Origin of the sequence: Marivivens aquimaris, from assembly GCF_015220045.1 — a bacterium.
Lineage (GTDB): Bacteria > Pseudomonadota > Alphaproteobacteria > Rhodobacterales > Rhodobacteraceae > Marivivens > Marivivens aquimaris.
On the sequence record NZ_JADBGB010000001.1, the window covers coordinates 347,915 to 363,944 of the forward strand.

The window sequence follows — 16,030 nt, forward strand, 5'->3', positions numbered from 1 at the left end:
GTTTCCCTTCCACGATCCGGCCTGTTTCTCCAGTTAGCGGGCCGGATCTGTGGATGCCCGCTGGCGGAGAGCCGCGCAAAAAAAGTTCCATCACTGCGGAACTCAATGGTTCCCGATACTGTTATCCTTCCAACCATCAGAAGGGTATTTACAGATGTTCAAAGCAACTTGGATTGTCGCCGCAGTCGCAACTCTCGGCCTCTCGGCATGTCTCGACACCGACCTCGAGCGCGGCCTCGCTGGCGCAACCGCTGGCGCTGTCGTCGCTGGCCAGACCAACGTTGATCCGGCAGTCGGCGCAGTCGCTGGCGGCGCAATCGGCGTTACCTGCTCGAACTACTCGTCGGTTTGTAACTGATAAGATTTCGCGTCCTTCGGGACGTCTGACTTCACCTGACCGCCGTAGGGACCATTCCGTCCCTGCGGCGGTTTTGCATTCAAAGGACCCCTGCGCATGTTCAAGAAGATCCTGATCGCCAACCGCGGCGAGATCGCCTGTCGTGTCATCAAGACGGCCCGCAAAATGGGCATCAAGACCGTCGCCGTTTACTCGGACGCCGACAAGAACGCGCTGCATGTGCAGATGGCCGACGAAGCTGTCCACATCGGCCCGCCGCCCGCGAACCAGTCGTACATCGTGATCGACAAGATCATGCAGGCGATCAAGGACACCGGCGCAGAGGCAGTTCATCCGGGTTATGGCTTCCTGTCGGAGAACCCGAAGTTCGCCGAGGCTCTGGAGGCCGCTGGCGTTGCGTTCATCGGCCCGCCGGTTGGCGCGATCGAAGCGATGGGTGACAAGATCACCTCCAAGAAAATCGCGCAGGACGCTCAGGTTAGCACCGTTCCGGGCTACATGGGTCTGATCGAGGACGCCGACGAAGCCGTCAAAATCTCGAACCAGATCGGTTATCCGGTGATGATCAAAGCCTCCGCAGGTGGCGGCGGTAAGGGGATGCGTATCGCGTGGAACGACGAAGAAGCCCGCGAAGGGTTCCAGTCGTCCAAGAACGAAGCCGCCAACAGCTTTGGTGACGACCGTATCTTTATCGAAAAATTCGTCACGCAGCCGCGCCACATCGAAATTCAGGTGCTCGCCGACCAGCACGGCAATGCTGTCTACCTGCATGAGCGTGAATGCTCGATCCAGCGCCGTAACCAGAAAGTCGTCGAAGAGGCCCCGTCGCCGTTCCTCGATGAAGCCACCCGCAAGGCCATGGGCGAACAGTCCGTCGCGCTGGCCAAGGCCGTGGGCTACGCCTCTGCCGGTACCGTCGAATTCATCGTCGATGGCGACCGCAACTTCTACTTCCTCGAAATGAACACCCGCCTTCAGGTGGAACACCCCGTGACCGAACTCATCACCGGCATCGACCTTGTCGAGCAGATGATCCGTGTCGCTAACGGTGAGACCCTGCCGTTCAAGCAGGAAGACCTGAAGATCAACGGGTGGGCCATCGAAAACCGCCTCTATGCCGAAGACCCGTACCGCAACTTCCTGCCGTCCATCGGCCGCCTGACCCGCTACCGTCCGCCCGTCGAGGGCCAGAGCCAGACCGGCGGCATCGTGCGCAACGACACCGGCGTCTACGAGGGCGGCGAAATCAGCATGTACTATGACCCGATGATCGCGAAGCTCTGCACGTGGGGTGAAACCCGTGCCGACGCGATCGAGGAAATGCGCGTGGCTCTCGATACGTTCGAAGTCGAAGGCATCGGTCACAACCTGCCGTTCGTCGCTGCCGTGATGGATCACGAGCGCTTCACTTCGGGCAACATGACCACCGCGTTCATCGCCGAAGAATACCCCGAGGGCTTTGAAGGCGTGACACTGCCGGAGGCCGATCTGATCAAGGTCGCAGCCGCCGCTGCCGCCATGAACCGCGTCGCTGAAATCCGGCGTACCCGTGTCTCGGGCCGCATGAGCAACCACGAGCGCCGCGTTGGCACCGAATGGCACGTCGCTGTTCAGGGGCAGGAATTCGTGCTCGACATCGACGCCGACAAAGATGGCTCGAACGTTACGATCAACGGCAAGACCATGCGCGTCGAAAGCGACTGGACACCGGGCGATAGCCTTGCGCGCTTGACGGTTGGCGGTGAAAGCCTCGTCCTGAAGGTCGATAAGATCACCCACGGTTTCCGCATCCGTCTGCGCGGCGCCGACCTCAAGGTCCACGTCCGTACTCCGCGTCAGGCCGAACTGGCCAAGCTGATGCCGGAGAAACTGCCGCCCGATACCTCGAAGCTGCTGCTCTGCCCGATGCCGGGTCTGATCGTGAAGATCAACGTCGAGGTCGGCGAAGAGGTTCAGGAAGGGCAGGCACTCTGCACCGTCGAGGCGATGAAGATGGAAAACATCCTTCGCGCTGAACGCCGAGGTGTGGTCAAGCAGGTCAATGCCACAGCGGGCGATAGCCTCGCCGTGGACGACGTAATCATCGAATTCGAGTGATCGGGCAGGGCGGACATATTAAGGGCCCGCTCCGGCGGGCTTACCGTCCGATACGGACCGAGCCTGCTTCCTGCATTCGCAGCGGGGAGCGGTCGATGGTCCGTGTGATCTCGTGGACTTCCCACGGTGCGGGCTTGCGCAAGGCAACGCGTCCGTCCTTATCGATCAGCACCATTGCAAACCCGTGCGGACGAAGCTTCGACCTCAAAGGGCTGCGTTCGTCCGGTTCGGCATCGGTCACGACGATCACATCGCGTTCCGCCAGCTCGCCCATGTCTTCGAGCAGCAGCGCCACCTGTTCCTGGTACTGCGGATCGAACGTGGTTTCGGCAAAGACGACCACGATCCGCGCGCGCCACATCAGCGCGTCCGGATCGACGTCTGCCGCGTCGAATATCTGCAACGGATTTTCCTGCCACTGTTCCAGCAGCGGCGGGTCCTGCGCGTCCTGTGCCGAGGCAAAGGCGGGCAAAGCGCAACAAAGTGCAAGCGCGAGTAAGTGCTTCATACCGCTCAATATAGGCATCTTGGTGCCCAACGCTAAGAGGGCAAATTCCCTTTTGGTGCGACAAATTTCGCAAACCGCCCAACCGGCGGTCTGACTTTGCATTTGCGGCGCACCCTGCGCCCCTGTTCACGGAGGACGGAGAATGGGTAACAAGGACACTTGGGCCGCAATGGCCGAAAAGGAACTCAAGGGCCGTTCGCCGGACGATCTGGTGTGGAACACGCTTGAGGGTATTCCGGTCAAGCCGCTCTACACGGCTGAAGACACCGAGGGCCTTGAGCACCTTGGCTCCATGCCGGGCGAAGCGCCGTTCACACGCGGCCCCCGCGCCACCATGTACGCAGGCCGTCCGTGGACGATCCGCCAGTACGCGGGTTTCTCCACCGCCGAGGAGTCGAACGCCTTCTACCGCAAGGCGCTCGCCGCAGGTCAGCAGGGCGTCTCGGTCGCCTTCGACCTCGCGACACACCGTGGCTACGATAGCGACCACCCGCGCGTTGAAGGTGACGTGGGCAAAGCAGGCGTGGCCATCGACAGCGTCGAGGACATGAAGATCCTGTTCGATGGCATCCCGCTCGACCAGATTTCGGTTTCCATGACCATGAACGGCGCGGTTATTCCGATCCTCTCCAACTTCATCGTCACCGGAGAAGAGCAGGGCGTCGACCGCAGCCTGCTGTCCGGCACGATCCAGAACGACATCCTCAAGGAGTTCATGGTCCGCAACACCTACGTTTACCCGCCCGAAGCCTCGATGCGGATCATTGCGGACATCATCGAATACACCTCGAACGAGATGCCGAAGTTCAACTCGATCTCGATCTCCGGCTACCACATGCAGGAAGCTGGCGCGAACCTCGTGCAGGAGCTTGCCTACACGCTCGCTGATGGCCGCGAGTACGTGCGCACAGCGATTGCTGCAGGCATGGACGTCGACAAGTTCGCACCGCGCCTGTCGTTCTTCTTTGCCATCGGCATGAACTTCTTCATGGAAGCGGCCAAGCTGCGCGCTGCCCGTCTGCTGTGGCACCGTATCATGTCGGAGTTCAATCCGCAGAAGCCGGGTTCGTCGATGCTTCGCACCCACTGCCAGACCTCGGGCGTGTCGCTTCAGGAACAGGACCCCTACAACAACGTGGTTCGCACCGCTTATGAGGCGATGGCCGCCGCGCTGGGCGGCACCCAGTCGCTGCACACCAACGCGCTGGACGAAGCGATTGCGCTGCCGACCGAGTTTTCGGCCCGCATTGCCCGCAATACCCAGCTGATCCTGCAAGAAGAGACTGGCGTCACCAACGTCGTCGATCCGCTGGCAGGTTCCTACTACGTCGAAAGCCTCACCGCACAACTGGCCGAAGAAGCGTGGAAGCTGATCGAAGAAGTCGAGGAAATGGGCGGTATGACCAAGGCCGTGGCCTCGGGTATGCCCAAACTCCGCATCGAGGAAAGCGCCGCCAAGCGTCAGGCGATGATCGACCGCGGCGACGAAGTCATCGTCGGCGTGAACAAATATCGCCTCGCCAAGGAAGAGCCGATCGACATCCTCGACATCGACAACCGCGCCGTCCGCGAAGCGCAGGTCGCCCGTATCGAGCGCACCCGTGCGAACCGTGACGAAGCCGCATGTCAGGCCACTCTGGAAGAACTGACCCGCCGCGCCAAGGAAGGCGGCAATCTGCTCGAGGCTGCCGTCGACGCCGCCCGTGCCCGTGCCACCGTGGGAGAAATCAGCATGGCAATGGAGAAGGAATTCGGTCGTCACCGCGCCGAGGTCAAAACCCTCGCTGGTGTCTATGGCGCAGCTTACGAAGGCGACGAAGGTTTCGCGGCGATCCAGAGGTCGGTCGAAGCCTTTGCCGAAGAAGAAGGCCGCCGCCCGCGTATGCTCGTGGTCAAGATGGGGCAGGACGGACACGACCGCGGCGCCAAGGTCATCGCCACCGCCTTTGCCGATATCGGCTTTGACGTTGACGTAGGCCCGCTGTTCCAGACCCCCGCAGAGGCCGCGCAGGACGCCATCGACAACGACGTCCACGTGGTTGGTATCTCGTCGCAGGCGGCTGGTCACAAAACCCTCGCACCGCAGCTGGTGCAGGCGCTGAAGGACGCAGGCGCAGACGACATCATCGTCATCTGCGGCGGCGTGATCCCGCAGCAGGACTACCAGTTCCTCTATGACAGCGGGGTCAAAGCCATCTTCGGTCCGGGGACGAACATCCCCAAAGCGGCGGAGGACATCCTCCAGATCATCCGCGACACCCGCGCCTAACAAAAAAGCCCCGCCAATCCGGCGGGGCTTTTCGTTTCAGAGCGGGGCGGGCCGTTAGTGGCTGCCGCCTTGCACAACAGGGCTCTCTTTGGCGTCAGCGTCGGCATGTGGATCAGCGCGGTCGGCCTTTTCAGCCTTGGCCACCGGAATGCTGCGCAGCACAATAAATCCGGTGATCGCCGACAGGATCGAACCCGCGAGCACACCGATGCGGACTTCGTTCATGTAGATGCTGCCGTCACCGAAGCTCAGGCCACCGATGAACAGCGACATTGTGAAACCGATACCCGCAAGGCAACTGACCCCGTAAATATGGCGCCAGGTGACACCGTAGGGCAGCTTTGCGATGCCCGTTTTCACCAAGATCCATGTCATGCCGAAGACACCGATCTTCTTGCCGAAGTAGAGACCCAGCACGATGCCGATGACGACCGGCGAGAACACCTGATCCCACGTGATGCCGGTCAGCACGACGCCTGCGTTGGCGAAGGCGAAGATCGGCACGATCAGGAAGAACACGTAATCGGACAGCGAGTCCTCGATCGCGTGGAGCGGCGACTTGCCGTATTTATCCTTCAGCGGGATGAAGAACGCAGTGATGACACCGGCCAGTGTGGCGTGGACACCCGACTTCAGCACGAAAATCCACAGGATGATACCGAGCAGAATGGACGGCGCAACGCGGTGGTAGCCCTTCCAGTTGCGGTACCACAGGCCAGCCAGCGGCAGCAGCGCGAGGAACAGGTAATCGACCTTCAGGTCGGCGGTGTAGAACATCGCAATGATCAGGATCGCACCGAGGTCGTCGAGGATCGCCAGCGTCAGCAGGAACACCTTCAACGCCGCAGGAATGCGGTTGCCGAGGAGCGCCATGACGCCGACCGCAAACGCGATGTCGGTCGCGGCGGGGATCGCCCAGCCGTGGATCGTCTCGGGGTTGGACCAGTTGATGATCGCGTAAATCAGCGAAGGCATCGCCATACCGCCGATAGCCGCAGCACCCGGAAGGATGACATCACGCGGGTTCTTCAGCTTCCCTTCCAGCATCTCGCGTTTGAGTTCGAGGCCGATGAGGAAGAAGAAAATGGCCATCAAGCCGTCGTTGATCCATAATATCAACGCTTTTTCAATGCCGTCTCCGCCGAATGTTACGGCGAAATATGTGTTGAGGATTCCGTGGTAGGTGTCCGTCAGCGCAGAGTTGGCGACGATCAGCGCAAGCACGGCCGAAACCATTAGGACGATACCGCCTGCCGCGTCGTGGCGGAAAAAGCGGTCGAGTGCAGATGCAAGTGACATAAGTATCCGGTCGTTTGTGTGATCTATCGTAGTGACTTATGCGTGAGCCTCTCGTCATCAATAGGTGATCTTGGGAACTTCGTCGCATGTGCGCACAAAAACCGTGGAAATCTGGGTCATTTAGCTCTTTCATGTGACGAGAGGTCGCGTCAAAAAGACGGCTCTGGTAATTAGCTGAACTGAATGGTGTAGATGCCGTTATGTCGATCTGGTCCCGCATTGCTGACGCCATCTCCGCACTTCGCCACGGCGAAGGGCTGGCTGCGGTGTTCGACAAGCTGCGCAACCCGCCGGAAAAGTCCGTCGGCTTTGCGATTGCTGTCATCGCGCTGGGCGCCAAAATGGCGAAGGCGGACGGTCTTGTAACCCGCGACGAGGTCACCGCCTTCCGCGAGGTGTTCGCGATCAATCAGGCGGACGAGGCGAATGCGGCGAAAGTCTTCAACCTCGCCCGTCAGGACGTTGCAGGATACGAGGACTACGCCCGCCGCATCGCCCGCATGTTTCAGGACGACGCCCAGCCGCTCCGCGATCTGATGGAGGGGCTCTTCCACATCGCGCTGGCCGACGGCGAGTATCACGATGCCGAAGACCAGTTCCTGCGCAGTGTGGCCGAGATTTTCGGCTTTGACGAACGCTGCTTCCGCGTGATCCGCGCCCGTTTTGTGGATGATGCCGAACGCGATCCTTATGACGTGCTGGGCGTGACCCCGCAGACCCCGATTGCCGACATCCGCAAGGCGTGGCGCAACGCGGTCCGCGACAACCATCCCGACCGGATGCTCGCCCGCGGTGTTCCGCAGGAAGCGATCAAACTGGCCGAACGCCGCCTCATCGACGTCAACCGCGCGTGGGAAGAGATCAACGGCAAAGCCGCCGCATGAGGTTTGCCACCTATAACGTCGAGTGGTTCAACAACCTCTTCGACAACGCTGGCAACATGCTGGACGACGACCGCTGGTCGGGTCGCTACAACGTCAAACGGAACCGCCAGCTCGCCGCTATTGCCAGTGTGTTCAAAGCAATGGATGCCGATGCGATCATGCTGATCGAAGCGCCGGACGAGAACCGCCGCCGCTCGACCGTCCGCGCGCTGGAGGGGTTCGCGGCGCACTACGATCTGCGCACGAGCAAAGCGCTCCTCGGGTTCGAGAACGACACCCAGCAGGAAATCGCGCTGCTCTACGGTCCTGCCGCGATCAGCGTGGCCCACGATCCGCAGGGCGAACTGGATGACCCCAAAGCGCCGCGCTTCGACGGCGCGTTCAGCTTCGACCTTGATACGGACGCACATCCCGAACTGGTGACATGGTCCAAACCGCCCTTGGAAATCGCGGCGACGGTGCCTTCGGGTCGCAAGCTGCGGCTCATCGGTGTCCACGCCAAATCCAAAGCCCCGCACGGTGCCCGCAACGAAGCCGAGGCCATGCGCATCGCGATCGAGAACCGCCGCAAGCAGCTCGCGCAATGCGTCTGGCTCCGCCGCCGCGTCGATCAGGTGCTGGCGGCAGGCGAAGACCTGATCGTCATGGGCGACTTCAACGACGGTCCGGGGCTGGACGAGTACGAAAAGCTCTTCGGCCATTCGGGGATCGAGGTCGTGCTGGGCGAGGGCGATAGCATTCCGCTCTACGATCCCCACGCCAAAATGGCGCTCAGCAGGCGGGTCGGGGCGCTGCCCTCCACCTCGCGGTTCAAGATCGGGCCGGATGGCACCTACCTTCAGGCGCTGCTCGACTACATCATGATCTCGCCCGAACTGACCAAAGCCATCCCGCGCTGGCGCATCTGGCACCCCTTCGACAATCCCGCTTGTTTCGACGATCCCGAACTGCGTGAGGCGCTGATTGACGCGTCAGACCATTTCCCTGTGACCATCGACCTAGATTTGTGATTTGGCGCGGCGCTTCGGCACCCTATATCGCAGCTCATGAAACGCTTTATCGCCATACTCGCCACGACCGCCGTCCTTGCCATTCCGGCCCATGCCGCCGATGACGAGGAGATGTCGGACGGCCTCAGCCTCATCGACCAAGGCGCGCGTCTGTTCTTTCGCGGACTGATGAACGAAATGGAGCCTGCGATCAGCGATCTACAGGCGCTGGGCGACGAATTCGGACCCAAGATGGCCGAGCTGGTCAACGAAATGGGGCCGGCACTTTCGGACATGCTCGACCGGATCGACGATATCCGTAACTACGAAGCGCCCGAAGTGCTGCCGAACGGCGACATCATCATCCGCCGCCGCCCAGACGCGACCCCATGGGAGCCGCGTGAGGACGATATCGAGCTTTAAGACTTCTGGAATTTCACGCGGACGTCGGTTGCGTCCATCGCTTTGCCGAGGCTCTTGAGCCGCGATTGCGGAACCTCGCCCCACATGCTTTCGGCTTCTTTCGATAGCACCAGTTCAAGGTCGCGCTTTTTCGGACGCCACTTGAGTTCGCCAACCTGTTCGTCGCCGTGCAGCCAGAGCATCGCGCCCAGACGCAGCGCGCGGCCAAGGATTTTCGCCTCGCGGATCTGGTCCTCGTCGAGCAGCTTCATCATCGGCTCAAGGCGCGAGCCTTGGATTTTGCCCGCATAGCGGTGGAACAGCGCAAGGCCGAGGTACACGCGGTCCTCATGCTTCAGCCCGCCAAGGTTCGCGCGGGTCGCGTTGTCGAACGCCACTTCATCGCGGTAATCGGGGTGGGCGCGCCATGACACGTCATGCAGCAGCGTCGCGGCCTTGATGATCCGTTGTTTCTGCCAGTTGGCATTCGGGAACAGCGGCGTCACGAAATCATAGAGGATTTTGCCGAAACCGGGCAGGCGGGCGTCTTTGGCCTCTACAAAGCGGCTCGCTTCGATCAGCGGGTCACGTTCGCGCAGTTCCGCAGGCATCTGCTCGTAAAGCATCCCTTCGCGGATACCGTAGGCCGAAATGGTAATGTCCTTGGGTTTGAACACGCGCACCAGTTCTTTAAGAACCACGGTCGCAAAGGGCACCAGCGTCATACGGTCGTTCGAAATCCCGCAGCGGTCACGCAGATCGTCGAGGTTGGCCGAGTTGATGTAATCGGTCGTCGTCGAAATGCTGCGCGAGGTCATGCGGTACTCGTGCATGACCAGCAGGGGATACCCGCGACGCTCCATATCCACGCGGCCGATCGCACGCCACGAACCACCCACGAGGAACAGACGCATTCCCGTCTGGTTGTCCATCTTGTCGTGAAGGTCGGCGATGACTTCTTTGACGTAGACTTTCAGCTCTTTTTTGTTCGTGAAGTTGTTCAGCTTCAGCGGACCAAGCGGCGAGGTCACGCGCTTCCCCACCTCACCGTCGCGCAGGTTTGCAAGCTCCATCGAGGAGCCGCCGATATCGCACACAAGGCCGTACGATCCCGGCCAGCCCAGCAAAACGCCTTGCGCCGACAGGCGAGCTTCTTCCTCGCCGTCGATGACGTGCAGCTTCACGCCAGTTTTCTCCAGCACCTCGCGGCAGAAATCGGGGCCGTCTTCGGCTTCGCGGACCGCAGCGGTCGCCACGGTCGCAAGCGGAGATACACCCATATTCTTGGCCAGCGCCGCGAAACGGCCGATGGCCTCCACAGCGCGCTTGCGGCCAGCGGGGTTCAGGCGGCCTGATTCCTTGAGGCCAGAGCCGAGGCCGGCCATAACCTTTTCGTTGTGGAAATACGCAGGGCTCCGCGCCGCGCCGTCAAAGACGACCATACGCACAGAGTTCGAACCAACGTCCAGAACGCCAACTTTTGCGAGGCTGTCGCGAACTTCGGGGTCATCGAACAGCGGTCTGCCAAACGGTCCCCACTCCTCGTCGGCATTGGCGGTATCTGTCATACAGGCCCTCTAAAGTCGGTCGTTCCAGAAGGAAGAACGGCAGCAAACCGTTCTCCCCTGACAATCCTTACACTATCGGAATTGTGTCGGACTACCCTTTAGGTCAAGGGGTTAGTCCTGAGTGTGGGTTAATTGCGGCACGTCCTTCGCGCCAGCAGAGCCGCGACCGGACAGCGACGGGTTCTCCATGAAGAACCTGTGGCAGTTGAACGCGAACTCGCCTTCGGGCACTTCGGCGCGGGTGAATTTCCCGTCCGGCCCCATCACCCAACTTTGCGCGGTGTCGGCCATGTTGGCGGCCATGATCTGGCTGACGATCTGCGCTTTGACGGTCGGGTTCTTGATCTCCACCAGCGTTTCCACACGGCGGTTGAGGTTCCGGCCCATCCAGTCGGCGGACGAGATGAAGACAGAGCAGTTTTTCGACGGCAGGCCGCTGCCGTTGCCGAAGCAGACGATGCGGCTGTGTTCAAGGAACCGGCCCACGATGGATTTGACGCGGATGTTCTCCGACAGACCTTTGATCCCTGGACGCACACCGCAAATGCCGCGCACGACGAGGCTGATTTTCACGCCCGCTTGCGAGGCTTCATAGAGTGCGTTGATGACGTCCTCTTCGATGAGGCTGTTCATCTTCGCCCAGATCACCGCAGGCTTGCCCGCCTTCGCGAATTCGATCTCTCGCGCGATGTTGTCGAGCAGGCTCTGCTTCAGCCCGATCGGTGAAATCGCGAGGTTTTCAAGGCCCACAGGCTGCACGTAGCCCGACAGGTAGTTGAACACCTTGGTCGCGTCGCGGCCCAGTTGGGCATCGCAGGTAAAGAACGAAAGGTCGGTGTAAATCTTCGCGGTGATCGGATGATAGTTGCCCGTGCCGTAGTGCGTGTAGGTGACGAGCTGGTCACCCTCGCGGCGCACCACGGTGCTGATCTTGCAGTGGGTTTTGTACTGGGTGAACCCGTAAACCACATGCGCGCCGGCGCGTTCCAGACGGCGCGACTGGCGGATGTTGGCGGCCTCGTCGAAACGGGCTTTGAGTTCCACAAGCGCAGTGACCGACTTGCCGTCCTCTGCCGCCTCGCAAAGCGCCTCCACGATTGGGGAGCGTTTAGAGGTACGATAGAGCGTCTGTTTGATCGCCACGACATCGGGGTCCGCCGCTGCCTGCTTGAGGAAGCGTACCACCATATCGAAGGTCTCGTAGGGGTGGTGCAGCAGCATGTCCTTCTGGCGGATCGCCGCGAACATATCGTCGTGGTGGTCCTTCACGCGCTCTGGGATGCGCGGCGTGTAGGGCGGCCACAGCAGATCGGTGCGGCTGTCGAGCACGAGCTCCTTCAGGTCGGCTTTGCCGATCAGACCGTCGACCTCGACGACCTCGTTGTGGCTGACCATGAGCTCTTCCATGATCATATCGCGCAGACCCTTCGGCGCGCCCGCCGAAAGCTGGAGGCGCACGACCTCACCGCGGCGGCGACGCTTCAGCGCCACCTCGAACTCGCGCACGAGGTCTTCGGCTTCTTCTTCAACTTCAAGGTCGCTGTCACGTAGGACGCGCAGCGCGCAGTCGCCTTGGATCTTGTAGCCGGGGAAGAGCTGCGTGATCTGGAGAAGCAGCAACTCCTCCAGCGGTAGGAACCGTTCGGAGTCGTTGCCGGGCAGGCGGATGAAGCGCGGGATCTGGTTGGGCACGGGGAGCAGCGCACGCAAGCGGCGCTTGTCGGCGGTGCGTTCAAGCTCCAGCGCCAGCGCAAAACCGGTGTTCGGAATGAACGGGAAGGGGTGCGCAGGGTCCACGGCCATCGGCGACAGAACCGGAAAAACCTGATTGAGGAACACGTCCTCAAGGAATTTCTGGTCCTCTTTCTTGGTCTCGTCGCGGGTGAGAATGTGAATGCCTTCCTCGGCCAGTTCATCCTTGATCTGGTTGAGGCTCAACTGCTGACGGCCCATCAGGCTTCGCGCATCGAGGTCGATCAGCGAAAGCTGCTCTGCGGGCGTCAGGCCGTCCATCGACGGGGTGGTGTTGCCGACCATCGCCAGTTCGCGCAGACCCGCCACACGGACAGTGTAGAATTCATCGAGGTTGGTTGCCGAAATCGACAGGAACCGCAGGCGCTCCAGCAGCGGCACTTTGGGGTTCTCGGCTTCTTCCAGAACGCGCCAGTTGAAGGCCAGCCACGAAAGTTCGCGGTTAAAATAACGCGAAGGCCCTTCGAGATCGACGGAGGACTCGATGGCTTCGGGGAAAGGAGAATTCAGGAAATCGGCAAGGGTCATGTGCTGCTTCTGCTGTATGAATGCAACGTAATCATGACATTATCACTCGCTATCGTCCTTGATGTCCAGCAAGCGGCGGGCCAGCGGGATGTTCAGTCGCGCCCCGTTATAGAGCGCCTCCGAATCCATCCGGTTGACGATGTCCGAGGCCGCTGCAAACGACCGTTCGATATGTGACGCGATATAGGTGATCACGTGGGGTTTGGGCATGAGCTGGCGGTCGGCGAACTGCTTCATCAGGACCGCGGCGAGCAGGCGATCATCCGGATCGTCGATTTGCACGGTCGAGGTTGCCTGCATACGGCTCGCCAGATCGGGCAGGGCGATCGGCCAGCGACCGGGGGCCAGCGATGATGTCAGCAGAAGCGGCAGACGGCGCTGCTTCATGTGGTTGTGGATGTGGAACAGCGCCTCTTCGCCATCGGGCGTAATACGCTCGGCGTCTTCGATCACCACAGGGAAATTCGGCAGCGGCATGTCGCTGTCCAGCGCATCGGCCGAGAACACGAGTGCATCGCGCTGGTGCTGGAACACGCGGGCGAGATGGCTTTTCCCGCTCCCCGGAGGCCCGATGATCGCAAGTTTGCTCTCGATCCAGCTTTCGGGGGCCATGATCATCACGTACGCCTTCGCATTAGCCACGGAGACGAAAAAGTCATCCGGCCCCAGCGAAACGTTGGCGGGTAGATCAAAGGCGAGTTGCTGCTTCATTCTTATTCTTGGTCGGTGTGACCTTTGTAGAGTCGGCCATCCTTGTAGCTCTCTACCGCATGACGCGCGATGACGCCAATACATGCGGCCACGGGAACTGCGACCAACATGCCCACAAAGCCGAACATCGTGCCGAAGACCGACAGGGCAAAGATCAGCCAGACAGGATGCAGACCGACCGAGCTGCCGACCAGTTTCGGCGTCAGGAAGTTACCTTCGAGGAACTGGCCGAGCGCGAAAATGCCTGCGACCATGCCGATGCGGAACCAGTCGGTGCCTTGGCGAACGGTTTCGCCGTCAACCTCCAGCGGTCCCCAGAACTGGAAGAGCGCAAGGCCAATGGACAGCACACCGCCAACCAGCGCGCCGACGTAGGGAATAAACGTCAGCAGCCCCGCCACAGCACCGGCGATCAGCCCGAACTGGAGCCCTACGGCCATCAGGCTCACGGCATAAAAGATACCGAGGATCAGGCACACCAGACCCTGACCGCGAATGAACGACGCAAGAGTGCGGTCGATATCACGGGCAATCTGGCGGATGCGGGAGACGTGATCGCGGGGCAGAAGCTCGTCCACCTTCGCGGTCATATTGTCCCAATCGTAAAGCAAATAGACAGCCACCACAGGCACGACGACCAGCAGGACCAGCACGTTAATCAGGCTCATCGCAGAGGTCAGGATCGTGTTCAGCAGATCGCCACCCTTCGCCTGCACGACATCGGCAGCACGGCGCAGTTGGTCGGCGACGTTGATGTTATTCTCGGCAAGGATCGGGACATTCCGCGCCAGCCAGTCATCGAGGCGGGCAATGGCCTCAGGCGTCTTTTCGACCGAGGCGCCGATAAAGGTGAACAGCGATCCCGTCTGCTGCACCAGAACCGGAATAATCAGCAGCACCAGCAGCACGAAAATCACCGTCGCGACGATGGTAATCACCGCCACGGACATCGCACGGCTGAGGCCCAGACGCTCCAGTCGGTCCGCCAGCGGGTCGAGCACATAGGCAATGGCGCCGCCCAAAACGAACGGCAGGATCACGTTACCGAGGAAATAGAGCGCCAGCACGAGCACAAGCGCGGCGATCCCCCAGTATTTCATCTGTTCTTTGACCGTCATAAGCGCCCGCCTTTCGTTACCCAGTAATTCCCCGTTCCGGCAGGTTTTTACAACCCTTTGCAACGGCTGGGCGACATTTGCGCGCCAAAGCGCGGCCCCGCAGCAGGTTTCCATGCTTGCTTGCCCCTTCGCGCTTGCGTAAACCGCTTCCAAACTACTGTTTCAAAGGTCTGCCCATGCGTCTGAGCCGCTATTTTCTGCCCGTGCTGAAGGAAAACCCTGCCGAAGCGCAAATCGTATCGCACCGCCTCATGCTGCGTGCTGGTATGATCAAGCAGCAGTCGGCAGGTATCTATTCGTGGCTGCCGCTCGGCTTCAAAGTGCTGCGCAAGATCGAAAACATCGTCCACGACGAACAGATCCGCGCCGGTCACATCCCGATGCAGATGCCGACCCTGCAATCCGCCGACCTCTGGCGCGAGTCGGGCCGCTATGATGCATACGGCCCCGAAATGCTGCGCATGAAGGACCGCCAAGACCGCGACATGCTCTTCTCGCCGACCGCCGAAGAGATGTTCACCGACGTCTTCCGCGCCAACATCAGCAGCTACAAAGACCTGCCGCTGACCCTTTATCAGATCCAGTGGAAATTCCGCGACGAAATGCGCCCGCGCTTCGGCGTCATGCGTGGCCGTGAATTCTACATGAAGGACGGCTACAACTTCGACCTCACCAAAGAGGACGCGCTGCACGCCTACAACCGTCACCTCGTCAGCTACCTGCGCACCTATGAGCGCATGGGCCTGCAAGCGATCCCGATGCGCGCCGACTCCGGCCCGATCGGCGGCGACGACACCCACGAATTCCTCGTGCTGGCCGAAACCGGCGAGTCGGAAGTGTTCTATGATGCGCAGATCACCGAACTGACCTTCGGCGACCGCGAAATCGACTACGATAACCGCGAACAGTGCCAAGCCGTTCTGGAAGAGTTCACCAGCCGCTACGCCCGCACCGACGAGACCCACGACGAAGCCATCTTCAACGAGGTCCCCGAAGAGCGCCGCCGCGTTGCCCGCGGTATCGAGGTCGGCCAGATCTTCTACTTCGGCACCAAGTATTCCGAAGCCATGGGCGCCACCGTCGCTGACGCCGAAGGCAACAAGGTTCCGGTCCACATGGGCTCGCACGGTATCGGCGTCTCGCGTCTTCTGGGTGCGATCATCGAAGCCAGCCACGACGACAAGGGCATCATCTGGCCCGAGGGCGTCACCCCGTTCCACGTCGGTATCGTCAACCTCAAGCAGGGCGATGACGAAGCCGATGCGGCCTGCGAGAGCCTCTACAAGGAGCTCGTCGCTGCCGGTCTCGACCCGCTCTATGACGACCGCAACGAGCGCGCTGGCGGCAAGTTCGCGACCATGGACCTCATCGGTCTGCCGTGGCGCATCACCGTCGGCCCGCGCGGCCTCAAGAACGGTGTGGTCGAGGTTACGTCCCGCCGCACCGGCGAGAGCGAGGAGATGGCACCCGCAGATGCCGTCCAGCGCATCAAGGACATCTACGCCAAGCATCCGGACCCGAAAGGCGTCTGATCTGGTAGCGCCGCC

At 60.9% G+C, this 16,030-nt stretch carries 13 protein-coding genes; 7 read left to right on the top strand and 6 right to left on the bottom strand.

Translation table 11 applies throughout. The features are described 5' to 3' along the window. The first annotated feature begins 154 nt into the window (after positions 1-154). The gene (locus IF204_RS01690) at positions 155-358 is read left to right on the top strand and encodes a hypothetical protein (RefSeq protein WP_167637640.1); all 204 of its coding nucleotides are present in this window, start codon (positions 155-157) and stop codon (positions 356-358) included. Positions 359-454: 96 nt separating this feature from the next. Beyond that, positions 455-2,455, top strand: a complete 2,001-nt coding sequence (locus IF204_RS01695; RefSeq protein WP_194094152.1) for an acetyl-CoA carboxylase biotin carboxylase subunit — start codon at positions 455-457, stop codon at positions 2,453-2,455. Positions 2,456-2,495: 40 nt separating this feature from the next. Here IF204_RS01695 and IF204_RS01700 read toward each other — a convergent pair whose 3' ends face one another. Beyond that, positions 2,496-2,963, bottom strand: a complete 468-nt coding sequence (locus tag IF204_RS01700; RefSeq protein WP_194094153.1) for a DUF4174 domain-containing protein — start codon at positions 2,961-2,963, stop codon at positions 2,496-2,498. 142 nt (positions 2,964-3,105) lie between these two features. Between IF204_RS01700 and scpA the strand changes: the two genes are divergently transcribed. After that, on the top strand, positions 3,106-5,232 hold the full coding sequence (scpA, locus tag IF204_RS01705) for a methylmalonyl-CoA mutase (RefSeq protein ID WP_194094154.1): 2,127 nt from the start codon (positions 3,106-3,108) through the stop codon (positions 5,230-5,232). A gap of 54 nt (positions 5,233-5,286) precedes the next feature. Here scpA and nhaA read toward each other — a convergent pair whose 3' ends face one another. Beyond that, on the bottom strand, positions 5,287-6,531 hold the full coding sequence (gene nhaA, locus IF204_RS01710) for a Na+/H+ antiporter NhaA (RefSeq protein WP_194094155.1): 1,245 nt from the start codon (positions 6,529-6,531) through the stop codon (positions 5,287-5,289). 200 nt (positions 6,532-6,731) lie between these two features. Here nhaA and IF204_RS01715 point away from each other — a divergent pair, with 200 nt between their 5' ends. From IF204_RS01715 to IF204_RS01725, 3 genes are read left to right on the top strand one after another with little or no spacing between them, the layout of a single operon-like run. Further along, positions 6,732-7,415 (top strand): molecular chaperone DjiA, encoded by a 684-nt coding sequence (locus IF204_RS01715; protein WP_194094157.1) that lies wholly within the window; start codon positions 6,732-6,734, stop codon positions 7,413-7,415. Continuing rightward, the gene (locus IF204_RS01720; RefSeq protein ID WP_194094159.1) at positions 7,412-8,425 is read left to right on the top strand and encodes an endonuclease/exonuclease/phosphatase family protein; all 1,014 of its coding nucleotides are present in this window, start codon (positions 7,412-7,414) and stop codon (positions 8,423-8,425) included. The genes IF204_RS01715 and IF204_RS01720 overlap by 4 nt, the downstream gene beginning before the upstream one ends. A 36-nt stretch (positions 8,426-8,461) precedes the next feature. Continuing rightward, positions 8,462-8,827: a hypothetical protein gene (locus IF204_RS01725; RefSeq protein ID WP_194094161.1), complete on the top strand. Its 366-nt coding sequence runs from the start codon at positions 8,462-8,464 to the stop codon at positions 8,825-8,827. On the opposite strand, the gene IF204_RS01730 is transcribed toward IF204_RS01725, so the two are convergent. The 4 genes from IF204_RS01730 to IF204_RS01745 all read right to left on the bottom strand — a co-directional run bounded on the left by IF204_RS01730 (position 8,824) and on the right by IF204_RS01745 (position 14,483). Continuing rightward, a complete protein-coding gene (locus IF204_RS01730) occupies positions 8,824-10,374 on the bottom strand; it encodes a Ppx/GppA family phosphatase (RefSeq protein WP_194094163.1) in 1,551 nt (516 codons plus the stop codon). The two genes, IF204_RS01725 and IF204_RS01730, sit on opposite strands and share 4 nt — an antisense overlap. A gap of 111 nt (positions 10,375-10,485) precedes the next feature. Then, on the bottom strand, positions 10,486-12,654 hold the full coding sequence (locus IF204_RS01735; protein WP_194094165.1) for an RNA degradosome polyphosphate kinase: 2,169 nt from the start codon (positions 12,652-12,654) through the stop codon (positions 10,486-10,488). Positions 12,655-12,696: 42 nt separating this feature from the next. Beyond that, positions 12,697-13,365 carry a P-loop NTPase family protein gene (locus IF204_RS01740; RefSeq protein ID WP_194094167.1) on the bottom strand — a complete coding sequence of 223 codons (669 nt, stop codon included), beginning with the start codon at positions 13,363-13,365 and terminating at the stop codon, positions 12,697-12,699. A gap of 2 nt (positions 13,366-13,367) precedes the next feature. Further along, positions 13,368-14,483, bottom strand: coding sequence for an AI-2E family transporter (locus IF204_RS01745; protein ID WP_228069017.1), 1,116 nt, complete (start codon positions 14,481-14,483; stop codon positions 13,368-13,370). 176 nt (positions 14,484-14,659) lie between these two features. Between IF204_RS01745 and proS the strand changes: the two genes are divergently transcribed. Then, positions 14,660-16,015, top strand: a complete 1,356-nt coding sequence (gene proS / locus IF204_RS01750) for a proline--tRNA ligase (RefSeq protein ID WP_194094169.1) — start codon at positions 14,660-14,662, stop codon at positions 16,013-16,015. Positions 16,016-16,030 lie beyond the last annotated feature (15 nt).